Consider the following 13,160-nt stretch of genomic DNA (forward strand, 5'->3'; position numbering starts at 1 on the left):
CGCTGCGCTCCTCGCTCAACGACCGAGAATCGGCCGTACCCCGCGGGTCAGATCCCCTGCCAGGCGGGCTTGTGGGCGAAGGTCCACCGGTAGTAGTCGGCGAGCTTGAGCTTCGATGCCGCCGCCTCGTCCACGACGACGGTGGCGTGCGGGTGCAGCTGGATCGCGGACCCGGGCAGGAACGCCGAGAGCGGTCCCTCGACCGCGTCGGCCACGGCCTGCGCCTTGCCCTCGCCGAAGGCGAGGAGGACGAGGTGGCGCGCCTCCAGGATCGTTCCGAGCCCCTGCGTGATGCAGTGCATCGGCACGTCGTCCAGCGAGTCGAAGAAGCGCGCGTTGTCCTCCCGCGTCTGCTCCGTGAGCGTCTTGACCCGGGTGCGGGACGCGAACGAGGAACCCGGCTCGTTGAAGCCGATGTGCCCGTCGGTCCCGATGCCGAGCAGCTGCAGATCGATGCCGCCCGCCTCGGCGATCCGCGCCTCGTAGTCGGGACCCGCGTGCGCGATGCCGTCCTCGGCGCCGTTCGGCACGTGCACGAGCGCCGGGTCGAGCCCGAGCGGCTCCACGACCTCGCGGGTGATGACGGAGCGGTAGCTCTCGGGGTGGGCCGGGTCCAGGCCGACGTACTCGTCGAGCGCGAAGCCGCGGACGCGGGACACGTCGACGCCTGCGAGCCGGGCGCGCAGCGCCTCGTACACGGGAAGCGGCGTCGACCCGGTCGCCAGGCCCAGCACGGCATCGGGGCGGGAGGCGATCAGTTCCGCGATCTCGTCGGCCACCAGCGCGCCGGCGCGCTCCTTGCTCTCGACGATGACGACCTCAGCCATGGACCTGTGCTCCCTCTTCGTGATGACTCTGCGCGGCACCGACGGTTCCGCTCGTGACGTGCGCCGCACCGATCAGCGCGGCTCCCCAGGCCGCCGCCGGGGATCCGGAGGGCAACAGCTCCATCCTTTCATCCAGCCGCAGCGACCGGAGGAACGGTGACACGGCGGCCTCCTGACGCAGGCGCGCGACGACGTCGTCGCGGAGCCGGTCCCCGAGGGCTGTGATGCCGCCGCCGATGACGACCGTGTCGACGTCGACGCCGAGCACGAGAGCGCGGATCGCGGAAGCCGTCCCGTAGGCGATGCCCTCCCTCAGCTCCTGCGCGAGGGGGTCGCCCTGCTCGGCGGCGTCGAACACGTCCCGGATGGGGAGCGCACCCGGTCGCCCCCAGGCCTTGGCGACCGCACCGCCGCCGCAGAGCGTCTCGATGCAGCCGCGCTGCCCGCAGCCGCACACGCGACCCTGCGGGTCGACGGAGAGATGGCCGACCTCGCCGGCGGTCCCGCGCGCGCCGCGCCACAGTCGACCGTCCACGACGATCCCCGCCGCGACGCCCGTGCCGAGGTTCAGATAGGCCATCGACCGCGCGTCGCCGCGGAGCGCGCCGGCTCCGAGCGCCGCCGCCTTGACGTCGTTCTCCACCGCGACGGCGACGCCCAGGGCGGCGCCGACCGCAACGGCCAGATCCAGCTCCTCGACGCCGAGGTTCACGGCGTGCAGCACCCGCCCGCCCGCCGCGTCGACCAGGCCCGGGATCCCGATTCCCACGGAGGAGACGTCGGACGCGGCGAAGCCGCCCTCCTCGGCGAGGCGGTCGACCGCCTCGAGCACGGTGGAGACCACCGCGTCCTTGCCCCACCCGGTGGGGATCCGCACGCGCGCCGCGACGGCGTCGTCAGGGGTGAGCGCGACGGCGTCCGTCTTGGTACCGCCGACGTCAAGACCGAGTCTCATCGACCGGGCATCCTCCTTGGAGCCGGTCTGCGCAGACGCGGCCATCAGTGCGCGACCACGCGGTCGCGGTGCGAACGGGCATCCGACACGTCAGGACACTCCCAGCTGCCCCGAGAGCACCATGACCGCGGCGCCGCGCAGCACGATGTCCTCCTGGGCCGTGAGACGGATGACGATGTCGTCGAACACCCCGGCGAGCGTCCTCGCGTGCAGCGTCGCGCGCGTGGCGTCCAGGAGGATGCCGTCAAGCAGTTCCGCGGGACCGGACAGCACGATCTCGGAGAGGTCCAGCGCCGCCACGATCGGGGCGATCCCGACCGCCAGGCGCGTGCCGGCGTCCCGAAGGACCCCGTCCCGCGCGTCGTCGTCGGGGGCCTCGGCGAGCCGGGCGCGGAGATTCGTCGCGCTCAGCCAGGCCTCCAGGCACCCGTCCTTGCCGCAGACGCACCGCGGTCCGCCGTCGGTGCCCACCACGACGTGGCCGATCTCACCGGCGGCATAGCGGCTGCCCACGAGAGGCTGGCTGCCGGAGATGAGCCCGGCGCCCACACCGCGCCCGATCTTCACCAGCAGCATGTCCGACCGCGCCGCCCCGAACGTGTACTCCGCGAGCACGGCGGCGTTCGCGTCGTTGCGGACGAGGACGGGCAGGTCCAGCGCGGCGCCGAGCAGTCGCTCCAGCGGGAAGTCCGTCCAGCCCAGGTTCGGCGAGCTGAGCACGACGCCGTCGGGACGGACGATCCCGGGCGCCCCGACGCCGACACCGAGGATCGGCACCTCCGAGAGACCCACGAGATCCTCCGCGAGGGCGCGGATGGCCTCGTACGCGGCCTCCCCTCCCTCCGGCCGCGGGACCTCCCGCCGCACGACGACCTCGCCGTCCAGGCTCAGCAGGGCGCCCTCGAAGACGCCAGGGCCGGACAGGTCCAGCCCGACGATGCGGTGTCCTCCTCGGTCGATGTCGACGAGGATCGGGGGCTTTCCGGGGCCGGTGGTCTCACGGATGCCCTTCTCGACCACGATGCCGTCGGCGATGAACTCCGCGACGAGGTCCGAGATCGTGACGCGCGTGAGTCCGGTCACGCGCGACAGGTCCGCCCGGCTCATCGCGCCCGCGTGGTACAGGGTCTGCAGCACGAGCGAGCGGTTGTGCCCGCGCGCGTGCTCCGGCAGCACCTTGCCTCGCGGGCGCAGCTGACGGGCGGATCCGAACGCGTGCGGATCCGGGGCGAAGACCGGATCCGGAACGCCTCCTGCGACGGATGGGCGCGCGACCGAGCCCTGTCCGGGAACCGAGTTCCCGGAAGGGTGCTGATCATCCGACACGGGCATGTTTGTTAGTAGACCTTACGAACAAAAGTGGCGCAACCTTGACCTCCCGCGATTCGCGCAGGGTTATCGAAACGTTACTGGATGGGTCCGTCCCCGGGCCAGCGCGCGGGCTCCTCCTCCGCGGCCGCCCGCTCCAGGATCCCGGCGACGAGACCGGCGACGATCTCCGCCCGGCGCTCGACGCTGATGGGCTTGCCGGGGACGCCGGGCCTCCGCTGATCCGGGGCCGGGCCGTCCAGCGGTCGATACCGGACGCCGGCGGCGGCGAGGCGCCGCAGCGCCGCGGGAACACGGCGGGCGAACCCGGCGTACTCCCCCGGTCCCCCGCCGCGCCACAGCCGCTCGGCGATGGCCAGCAAGCGGGGGAACACGGCGAAGTCCACCCGGTCGCGCGTGGGCAGGTGCTCGGTCCAGACGTTCGCCTGGCCGCCCTGCACCCCCTCCGGGAGGGTCAGAGTGTAGGCGTGCTCCAGGGTGAGCGGCGGACCGACCGGCACCGGCTCGTCCGGGGACTCCGACTGGCGGTAGTCGAGGTACACCTCGAGGTCCGGGCACGCCACCACCTCGATGTCCCGCCGCAGGGCGTCGGCGAGCGCGACCGGACCGCGCCACGCGAGCACCCGGGTACCGTCCGGCACCTCTCCCTCCAGGACCTCGTCCCAGGCGAGCGCGCTCCGCCCTCGAGCCCGGACGTGATCCGCGAAGGCCCGGGTGAACCAGGGCTGCACCGCGGCCGGCCCGGTCAGTCCGAGCTCCGCCATCCGCGCCTGCGCCGCCGGGCTCTGCGCCCACTCCGTGGTCGGCACCTCGTCACCGCCGATCCCGATCCACGGCGAGTCGAAGACGTCGCACAGCGCGTCGATCGCCGCGCGCCCGAACGCGAGCGCCTCCTCGGTCGGGGCCAGGACGCGGGGGTTCACCCCGAACCGCTCCCACGGGCCGTCCGGCGCCGGGGCCACATCGAGGTTGCCCAGCTCCGGGTAGGCCGCGAGCGCAGCCTGCACGTGACCGGGCAGCTCCACCTCGGGGACGATCGTGATGAACCGCTCCGCGGCGTAGGCGACGAGCTCGCGCAGCTCCGCGGTGGTGAAGAATCCCTCGTGCACGCCCGGCTCGACCGTCGCCTCCGGTCCGTGCCCCCGCTGCGTCGCCTCGCGCCGGGCGCCCACCTCGGTGAGCCGCGGATACCCGGGGACCTCGAACCGCCATCCCTGGTCGTCGCTCAGGTGCAGGTGCAGCACGTTCAGGTGCAGGGCGGCGAGCTGGTCGAGCAGGCGACGGATGTCGGCGGCGGGGCGGAAGTGACGCGCGACGTCGAGCATCAGTCCGCGCCACGCGTACGCCGGCGCCCCCTCCCACGTCCCGGCGGGGATCCGTCCCTCGGCGGTGTCGGGATCCCGCAGCTGGCGCAGGGTCGTCGCGCCGCGGAACACCCCAGCGGGGGTCGCCCCGCGGACCTCGACGCCGGACGCCGCCACGGTGATCCGGAACGCCTCCTCCCCGACGCGCCCGTTCCGCTCGGCATCGGCGCCGACCTGCGGGTCGACGACGAGCACGATGGGCGCCGCCTCCGGGCGCGGCTGCGTCCCCTCGAGCATGCGGGCGATCCCGCCGAGGGCGTCGCCCGCGCGCACCGGCGTCGCCGGAGTCCACCGGAAGGGCTCGGTCTGCGGGTCGATGCCGACCGCGTCGATCAGCGGGACGGTCGCGCGGTGGGCGGGCGGCGCCATCCGCAGCGCACGCCCCGGGGTCGCCCCCGTGGGCACCCCGTCGCGCACCACGGGCACCCCGCCGACCAGCACCTCGACGATGCCGACCGGCGCTGCACGCGGATCGTCGAAGGACGCGCCGGCGGCGATGGTGTCGGGGTCGAAGAGCACCAGGTCCGCGGTGGCGCCGGCGCGGATCACCCCACGCGGGGCGTCGCCGCGGTGCAGCCCGAGCCGCTCGGCCGGGGTGCCCGACAGGTGCCGGACCGCCTCCTCGAGCGTGAGCACGCCGAGTTCCCGGACGTAGTGGCCGAGGTAGCGAGGGAACGTGCCGTGCCCGCGGGGGTGGGGCTTGGCGCCCACGAGGATCCCGTCGCTGCCGCCGGTGTGCCGCGGGTGGCGCATGATCGCGCGCACGTTGTCCTCGTCGCCGATGTGCATGAGCACCCCGGTCGCGCCGCCGTCGGCGACGACGGTGTCCAGGACGACGTCGACCGCCCGGCGCCCCTCGCTCTGGGCGATCTCGGCGATGGTCCGCCCCACGAGCCCGGCGAGGTCCGCAGACGCGGTGCCGGAGACCTCGATCGCCGCCCAGTCCGCCCGCTCGCCGTGGAACCCGTCGGAGCCCTGTTCCTCCAGCTCCACGCGCACCGCCTCGCGCCCGGCGTCGTCGAGGGCGGCGACCGCCGCCACGACGTCCCCGCCGGCCGCCAGCCTGCTCGGCAGCAGAGCGGAGAGGGTCGTCGCGCCCGGGAGGTAGGGATACGTGTCGAGGGTGACGTCGACGCCGTCCGCGAGCGCGGAGTCCACGAGCGCCAGCAGCTCGTCGGCGCGGCCGCGGTTCGGGGCGAAGTTCATCGTCGCGTGCGTGAGATGGATCGGGCATCCCGTCCGACGGCCGATGTCCAGCGCCTCGGCGAAGGCGTCCAAGGCGGCCGCGCCGTAGCTGCGCGTGTGCGGCGCCCAGTATCCGCCGCGCTCCGCGACGATCCGGCACAGGTGCTCGAGCTCGGCGGTGTCGGCGTACATGCCCGGCGTGTAGGTGAGGCCGCTCGACATGCCGAACGCCCCGGCGTCGAGCGACTCCTCGAGGATCTCGCCCATCCGGCGGAGCTCCTGCGCCGTCGCCGGGCGGTTCTCGTGTCCGACGACCATCATCCGCAGATTGCCCTGCGGCACGAGCACGGCGACGTCGCCCGCCGTCCGCGCGTCGATCTCGGTGAGGAACGCGTCCATGGAGCACGCCGCGACCGTCTCCGGCCGACCGTTCCAGCCCGCGATCTGCGCCGCCACGATCGGGGCGGACGCCTCGTCGAGCGGGGCGTAGCCGAGCCCGTCCTGCCCGATGACCTCGCACGTCACGCCCTGGAGCAGCTTGGCGGTGTGCGCGGCGCCCGCGGTGACGGCGAGGTCGCTGTGCGCGTGCATGTCGATGAAGCCCGGTGCGAGCACGAGCCCGGCGGCCTCGACCTCGACGGTGCCGACCGGCAGCCCCTCGGATGAGGTCGACGCGCCCGGATCGGCCGCCGGCGGACGGACCGCCACCACCCGCTCGCCCTCCACGAACACGTCCGCCACCACGCGCGGCGCCCCGGTGCCGTCAACGACGGTCGCGCCGCGGTACACCCGCGTGCGCCCCTCCGCGGCGAGCACCGCGCTCAGATTCAGCGGCTCCGTGTCGTGCGGATCCAGCGGAAGGCTCTGCGGGCGCGCGGATGCGCTCGCGGCCCGGGGACGGGGGGTGTCGAGGCTCACAGCACCACGCTATCCGGCCGCGGCCGCGGTCCGTGTCCCGTGCGTCGACGACCTAGGCTGGAGGCCATGACTGCCAAGACCCGTGTCTCCACCGACGCCGCCCCCGCTCCCGCCCACACGTTCTCCCAGGGCGTCCGCAAGGGGCCGATCGTCCAGGTGTCCGGCCAGGGCCCGGTCGACCCCGCGACGAACGAGTACCTGTACCCCGGGGACGTCGCCGCCCAGACCACCCGCACCCTGGAGAACGTCAAGGCCATCGTCGAGGCTTCCGGGGCAAGCTTCGACGACGTCGTGATGCTGCGCGTCTACCTCACCAAGCGCGAGGACTTCGCGATCATGAACGACGCGTACGGGGCGTTCGTGACGGCCCACACCACCAGTGGCGTCCTCCCCTCGCGGACCACCGTCTTCACCGGCCTCCCCCGCGAGGAGATGCTCGTGGAGATCGACGCGCTCGCCGTCGTCGACCCCGCCTGAGCCCCGGCTGTGCTTGACTGTGCGTCGGCGTCACCCGACGCACCGCTGACCCAGGGGGAACTCTCATGAACCGTCGTCTCACCGTCCTCGCCCTCGCCGGCGCGACCGTGTTCGGGCTGACCGCCTGCGCCGGCGGCTCGGGCACCGGCGCAGGCACAGCACCCGCCGGCCAGAGCGTCGCGGACGCGTGCAAGACCGTCACCTCGGCGCTCGCGGAGGACACGGGCGACATCGCCTCGCTGCTCGGCACCGCGGCGACCGACCCCCAGGCCTCGGTCGACTCCGTCACCAAGATCGCGGACAAGCTCAGCGCCGCCGTCGCCGAGGTCGGCAACGCCGACGTCAAGGCGGCCGTCGAGCCCCTCGCCGCCGACTATGCCAAGCTCGGCGAGCTCCTGACGAAGGCGTTCGTCGACCAGGACCCCACCGCCGCCGGCGAGCTGGGCACGGTCTCCACCTCGATGACCGAGCACCTGAAGGCGTTCACCGACGTCTGCACCGGCTGAGCGGGCCTGACCGCGTCGCCCCCGGGATCCCCGCGATCCCGGGGGCGACGCCGCTTTCGGAGCCCGTCGCGGCATCGAGACGACTCAGGCTTCCGTTGCCTTTCCGTTACCACGGTCGCGTACCATGAGCAAGAAGTGGTCAGGGGACCACGGGGGGTGTGAACATGACGGATCTCGCGACCGAGCAGCAGCCGGCGACTGACGCGACGCGGGTCGGTGATTCCGTGTCGGCATCCTCCGCCGCCGACGGCGCGTCGACCGACAGCACCGCCGGATCGGGCGGCGACCGTCCCGTCGAGTGGGCGCCCGCCGAACCGCCGCGGAAGAAGCGGCGCCTGGGCCTGTGGATCGGGCTCGGCGTGGGCGTGCTCGCGCTCGGCGCGGGTGCCGCCTCCACGATCCTCATCGCCCCCGGCGTCACCGTGGCGGGAGTCCCGATCGGCGGCATGACCGTGGGCGCCGCGGCCGAGGCCCTCAGCGCCCGGGTCTCCGACATCGACGTGACCCTGACCGGGGCGGACAAGGACATCACCGTCAGCGGCTCCGACCTCGGTGCGCGCATCGACGCGCAGGGTCTCGCAGAGGCGGCCTTCGCCGCGCACCCGATGTGGAACGTCACGTCGTGGCTGCCCGACCCTGTCGCCGGCGACGTCGAGCTGGACCCGGCCACGACCGACCGGGTGCTGCGCGCGGAGGTCCCCTCCTCGTACACGGCCGCCGTCGACGCCTCCGTCGTCTTCGATCCCGCGTCCAAGACCTACACGACCACCCCCGGCGAGAACGGCACCGGCATCGACGTGCCCGCGCTGTCGGCCGCATTCGCCGAGGCCGTCGCCGCGGGCGACAAGGGCGTGACCTTCGACGCCGGCCCCACCACCGTGGAGCCCCCGGTCACTCAGAAGGACGCCCAGGCGTTCGCCGACTCGCTCAACGCCATGCTCGGCACCGTCGGCTTCTACGTCGGCACCGAGCGCACCGTGCCCGTGGCTCCGGAGGTCGCCGCCCGCTGGCTGTCCGTGTCGGCGGTCGACGGCGAGCTCCAGGTGGACGTGGACCGCGCCGCGATCCAGCAGACCGTGGACTCCCTGCCCGGCGTCGTCAACCGTGCACCGGTCAACGCCGAGGCGATCGTGAACTCCGCCGGCGAGGTCCTCGACACCGTCACCGAGGGGGTCAACGGCCGCGAGCTGGGAGACACGTCCCACGTCGCGGCGGACTTCGCGAACCAGCTCGCCAAGGATGCGAACGGCGTCTTCACCCTCCCGGTCAAGGAGGTGCCGTTCACCGCCGACAACCGGCACCGTGTGATCGACGTCAACCTCGCGACCCAGACGGTCACCGCGGTCGAGAACGGCAACGCGGTGAACTCCTGGTCGGTGTCCTCCGGGCGAGACGAGTTCGCCACCCAGACCGGCAACTACGCCGTGAACTGGAAGCTCTCCAGCCAGGACATGGGCAACAAGGACACCACCAAGGCGCCCTACTACTTCCAGCCCGACGTGAAGTGGGTCATGTACTTCAACGGCGACGAGGCTCTGCACGGCGTCTACTGGCACAGCAACTGGGGCACGCCCATGAGCCACGGCTGCGTGGGCATGCCCGAGGACGCGGCCCAGTGGCTGTACAACTGGTCGCCCGAGGGCGTCGAGGTGAACGTCCACTACTGATCACCCTCCGCACCGCCGCGCGTGGTGCGGAGACACGAGGAAGGGCGGGGGCCGAAGCCCCCGCCCTTCCTCGTGTCCGGCGACTCAGGCCAGCGCGTCGATGATCCCGTTCAGCGTCGCCGAGGGGCGCATCACCGCATCGACCTTGTCCGCGTCAGGGCGGTAGTAGCCGCCGATGTCAGCGGGCTTGCCCTGCACGGCGACCAGCTCGGAGACGATCTCGTCCTCGTGCCGGCTCAGGGACTCCGCGACCGGGGCGAAGGCCGCGGCGAGTTCGGCGTCCTGGGTCTGCGCCGCCAGCTCCTTCGCCCAGTAGAGGGCCAGGTAGAAGTGGCTGCCGCGGTTGTCGATCGTGCCGAGCTTGCGCCCGGGCGAGCGGTCCTCCTCGAGGAACGTGCCGGTGGCGGCATCGAGGGTGGTCGCGAGGATCCGCGCCTTCTCGTTGCCCGTGCGATCCGCGTAGTGCTCCAGCGAGGCGGCCAGCGCGAAGAACTCGCCCAGCGAGTCCCAGCGCAGGTAGTTCTCCTCCACGAGCTGCTGCACGTGCTTGGGAGCCGAGCCGCCCGCGCCGGTCTCGAACAGCCCGCCGCCGGCGAGCAGCGGCACGATCGAGAGCATCTTGGCGCTCGTGCCCACCTCGAGGATCGGGAACAGGTCGGTGAGGTAGTCGCGCAGCACGTTTCCGGTCACCGAGATGGTGTCCAGGCCGTGACGCATGCGGGCGAGCGTGTACCGCGTCGCTTCCTCCGGAGCGAGGATCGTGATCGTCAGGCCCTTGGTGTCGAGCGTCGCGAGACCCTGGTGCACCTTCGCGATGATCTGCGCGTCGTGCGAGCGGTTGGCGTCGAGCCAGAACACCGCGGGAGCGCCCGTGGCGCGAGCGCGGGTGACCGCGAGCTTGACCCAGTCCATGACCGGGATGTGCTTGGTCTGCGTCGCGCGCCAGATGTCGCCCTTGCCGACTTCGTGCTCGATGAGGACCGTGCCCTCGCTGTCGAGCACCTGGACGATGCCGTCCGCGGCGATCTCGAACGTCTTGTCGTGGCTGCCGTACTCCTCGGCCGCCTGCGCCATGAGACCCACGTTCGGGACGGTGCCGATGGTGGCGGGGTCGAGCGGGCCGTTCGCGATCACGTCGTCGATCACGGCCTGGTAGACGCTCGCGTAGGACGAGTCGGGGATGACCGCGATCGTGTCGGCCTCCTCGCCGTCCTTGCCCCAGAGCTTCCCGCCGTTGCGGACCAGGGCCGGCATGGATGCGTCGACGATCACGTCGCTCGGCACGTGGAGGTTGGTGATCCCCTTGTCGGAGTTCACGTAGGACAGGCGCGGACCCTGGGCGATGGCGCTGTCGAACGCCGCGGCGATCTCCTCGCCGCCCGCGACGTTCGCGAGACCCGCCAGGATCGATCCGAGACCGTCGTTCGCGCTGAGTCCGGCCTCGGCGAGCTGCGTGCCGTACTGGTCGAAGACGTCCGCGAAGAACGCCTTCACCACGTGGCCGAAGATGATCGGGTCGCTGACCTTCATCATGGTGGCCTTGAGGTGCACCGAGTAGAGCACGTCGTCGGCCTTGGCCGCCTCGAGCGTCTCGGCGAGGAACGCGTCCAGCTCCTTCGCGGAGAGGAACGTGGCGTCGATGATCTCGCGCGGGAGGACCTTGAGCCCCTCCTTGAGGATCGTGACGGTGCCGTCCTTCGCGATGTGGCGGAACGACAGGACGTCGTCGTGCGCGGCGACCCAGGAACGCTCGTTGTGCTTGAAGTCGTCGTGGCCCATCGTCGCGACGCGGGTCTTCGAGCCCTCGGCGAACGGCTTGTTGCGGTGCGGGTGCTTCTTGGCGTAGTTCTTGACAGCCAGCGGAGCACGGCGGTCGCTGTTGCCCTCGCGCAGCACCGGGTTCACCGCGGAGCCCTTGATCCGGTCGTAGCGCGCGCGCACGTCCTTCTCCTCGACGGTGGCGGGCTCGTCCGGGTAGTCCGGCACGTCGTAGCCCTTCTCCTGCAGCTCCGCGATCGCGGCCTTCAGCTGCGGGATCGACGCGGAGATGTTCGGCAGCTTGATGATGTTCGCCTCGGGCAGGGTGGCGAGCCCGCCGAGCTCGGCCAGCGCGTCGCCGACCTGCTGCTCCGGCGAGAGCTGCTGCGGGAAGGCGGCCAGGATGCGCCCGGCGAGCGAGATGTCGCGGGTCTCCAGGTCGGCGCCGGCCTGGTGCGCGAAGGCACGGACGATCGGCAGGAGCGAGGCCGTGGCCAGAGCCGGTGCCTCGTCCGTATAGGTGTAGATGATGGCGTCGTCGGTCACCGGGTTCTTCTCCGTCTCACGAGGTCATTTGTCTCGATACCAAGATACCTGAGCGGCCCCCGGCATGAACTTCCTCCGAGTTCGGACAACCCTGTCTCCGGCGGACCGGGAGGGGTTAGCCTGGGTCCATGACGGAACTGCGCCTGGTCGAACTGTCCGCCTCGACGATCGTCGCCGTGAACAACCTGTCCCTGAAGCCGGGCCAGGAGCAGTTCCTCGCCCCCGTGTCCTACGGGATCGCCGCCACCGTGATGAACCCGCAGACCTCCTGGCAGCGCGTCGTCCTGGACGGCGACGAGGTCGTCGGGTTCGTCAGCGCCAACTTCGACCCCGAGGCCCCGGAGGAGCACTTCCGTTCGGTGCTGTGGCGGATCAACGTCGACGCGGACGACCAGGGTCGCGGCGTCGGCCGGTTCGCCGTCGAGAACCTGATCGCGGAGGCGCGGGCGCGCGGTTTCGACCACGTCGACGTCATCTACGAGGCCGGGGAGAACGGCCCCGAGGCGTTCTTCCACCGGGTCGGCTTCACCCCGGTGGGCGAGACCGAGTACGGCGAGGTCATCGCCGAGGCGCGTGTCCCGCAGAACTGATCGCCGAGCGCGAACAACCGCACCGCGCGGCGTGATCCCCGATCACCCGGCGGTGTGATCCACTAGACCGGCGGCGGGGCTTCGGATCCCCCTCCCCCACCGAGGCCCCGTCGCCTTCCTCCGTCTCAGCGCGGGCGCCGCCCGCGCCCCCGGTCCTCGTCCTCGTCGTCGCGGCCGCGGCGGCTCCGCTCGTTCCAGGCCGCGAATGCCGACGCTGCCGCACCGGCCGCGCGATCCAGGGCGTCGGCGGACATCGCGATCATCTGCTGCGCGGCGTCCTGCCACCCCGCCGCACGTTCGTCGCGGAACACGTCCTCGGGGTCGCGCCCGCCCGCGCGGGCCTGCGCCGTGCGCTCCGCGATCGCGAACGCGCGCTCCGCGGCCGCCACCGCATCACGATAGGCGGCGTACTCCGCCGGCGTCACCCGGCCCGCGGCATCCGGACGCGTGCGACGTGCCTCGTCGAGCGCCGCCAGGAAGGCCGCGGTCGCAGGTTCCCGGGCATCGGTCATGGAGGGGAAGGCGATGGCGCGCGCCGGATCCGTCTCGTACTGCATCCACCGCGCCACGACCGCGTCGTGCTGGGCCATGGTCCGAGGCAGCGGGAGCTGATCGGGCGGGACCGAGCCGGCCAGGCCCGCCCGGGCGGCGTCGAGCTGCGCGCGGCGTGCCCGCACGGTCGCCGCGGACGCCTTCGCCGCGCGCTCCGCCTCACGCACGAGCCGCCGCGTCTCGGCGACCTCGGCGGCGCCGAGCCGACCGGCCGTGCGTTCGGCGAGTGCCCGGGCGAGCTCGGCGCGCGCCACCCGCACGTCGTGCCGGGCGGCGGTGGCCTCCTTCTGCGCCGCCTGCAGGTCCAGCCGGGCCGCGTCGTACGCGAGCCGCCGGCCGCCGGATGTCCGGAGGCGGCGGATCCCGAAGGCGCTCACGGCACCCGCGCCGGCGACGACCGGCGCGGTCCACCAGAACTCCGCGGCGACCGCCCAGAAGGGATCCACACCGTCGAGCCTACCGATCCGCCCCGTCGGCCGAGCCGCG

Annotated in this window: 10 protein-coding genes; 4 read left to right on the forward strand and 6 right to left on the reverse strand. The window is 72.7% G+C overall.

What is annotated here, in order from left to right:
* Window positions 1-47 precede the first annotated feature (47 nt).
* The 4 genes from nagB to K8F61_RS08835 all read right to left on the reverse strand — a co-directional run bounded on the left by nagB (window position 48) and on the right by K8F61_RS08835 (window position 6,491).
* Window positions 48-827, reverse strand: a complete 780-nt coding sequence (gene nagB / locus K8F61_RS08820) for a glucosamine-6-phosphate deaminase (RefSeq protein ID WP_067248957.1) — start codon at window positions 825-827, stop codon at window positions 48-50.
* Window positions 820-1,782, reverse strand: coding sequence for an ROK family protein (locus K8F61_RS08825; RefSeq protein ID WP_231821382.1), 963 nt, complete (start codon window positions 1,780-1,782; stop codon window positions 820-822). Before K8F61_RS08825 ends, nagB begins: the two co-directional genes overlap by 8 nt.
* Window positions 1,783-1,872: 90 nt before the next feature.
* Window positions 1,873-3,114: an ROK family transcriptional regulator gene (locus K8F61_RS08830; RefSeq protein WP_231821383.1), complete on the reverse strand. Its 1,242-nt coding sequence runs from the start codon at window positions 3,112-3,114 to the stop codon at window positions 1,873-1,875.
* 74 nt (window positions 3,115-3,188) lie between these two features.
* Window positions 3,189-6,491: a family 20 glycosylhydrolase gene (locus K8F61_RS08835; RefSeq protein WP_231821533.1), complete on the reverse strand. Its 3,303-nt coding sequence runs from the start codon at window positions 6,489-6,491 to the stop codon at window positions 3,189-3,191.
* 153 nt (window positions 6,492-6,644) lie between these two features.
* On the opposite strand from K8F61_RS08835, the gene K8F61_RS08840 reads away from it, so the two are divergent.
* The 3 genes from K8F61_RS08840 to K8F61_RS08850 all read left to right on the forward strand — a co-directional run bounded on the left by K8F61_RS08840 (window position 6,645) and on the right by K8F61_RS08850 (window position 9,228).
* Window positions 6,645-7,055: a RidA family protein gene (locus tag K8F61_RS08840; RefSeq protein ID WP_067248955.1), complete on the forward strand. Its 411-nt coding sequence runs from the start codon at window positions 6,645-6,647 to the stop codon at window positions 7,053-7,055.
* Window positions 7,056-7,120: 65 nt separating this feature from the next.
* Window positions 7,121-7,561 carry a hypothetical protein gene (locus K8F61_RS08845; protein ID WP_231821384.1) on the forward strand — a complete coding sequence of 147 codons (441 nt, stop codon included), beginning with the start codon at window positions 7,121-7,123 and terminating at the stop codon, window positions 7,559-7,561.
* Between the two features lie 164 nt (window positions 7,562-7,725).
* A complete protein-coding gene (locus K8F61_RS08850; RefSeq protein ID WP_067248948.1) occupies window positions 7,726-9,228 on the forward strand; it encodes a L,D-transpeptidase family protein in 1,503 nt (500 codons plus the stop codon).
* An 84-nt stretch (window positions 9,229-9,312) separates the two neighbouring features.
* Here K8F61_RS08850 and K8F61_RS08855 read toward each other — a convergent pair whose 3' ends face one another.
* A complete protein-coding gene (locus K8F61_RS08855) occupies window positions 9,313-11,532 on the reverse strand; it encodes an NADP-dependent isocitrate dehydrogenase (RefSeq protein ID WP_231821385.1) in 2,220 nt (739 codons plus the stop codon).
* A 128-nt stretch (window positions 11,533-11,660) separates the two neighbouring features.
* On the opposite strand from K8F61_RS08855, the gene K8F61_RS08860 reads away from it, so the two are divergent.
* The gene (locus K8F61_RS08860) at window positions 11,661-12,122 is read left to right on the forward strand and encodes a GNAT family N-acetyltransferase (protein ID WP_067248931.1); all 462 of its coding nucleotides are present in this window, start codon (window positions 11,661-11,663) and stop codon (window positions 12,120-12,122) included.
* Between the two features lie 125 nt (window positions 12,123-12,247).
* On the opposite strand, the gene K8F61_RS08865 is transcribed toward K8F61_RS08860, so the two are convergent.
* On the reverse strand, window positions 12,248-13,120 hold the full coding sequence (locus tag K8F61_RS08865) for a hypothetical protein (RefSeq protein WP_231821386.1): 873 nt from the start codon (window positions 13,118-13,120) through the stop codon (window positions 12,248-12,250).
* Between the last annotated feature and the right edge of the window lie 40 nt (window positions 13,121-13,160).

It is taken from the genome of Microbacterium resistens (assembly GCF_021172025.1).
GTDB classification, from domain to species: Bacteria; Actinomycetota; Actinomycetes; order Actinomycetales; family Microbacteriaceae; genus Microbacterium; species Microbacterium resistens.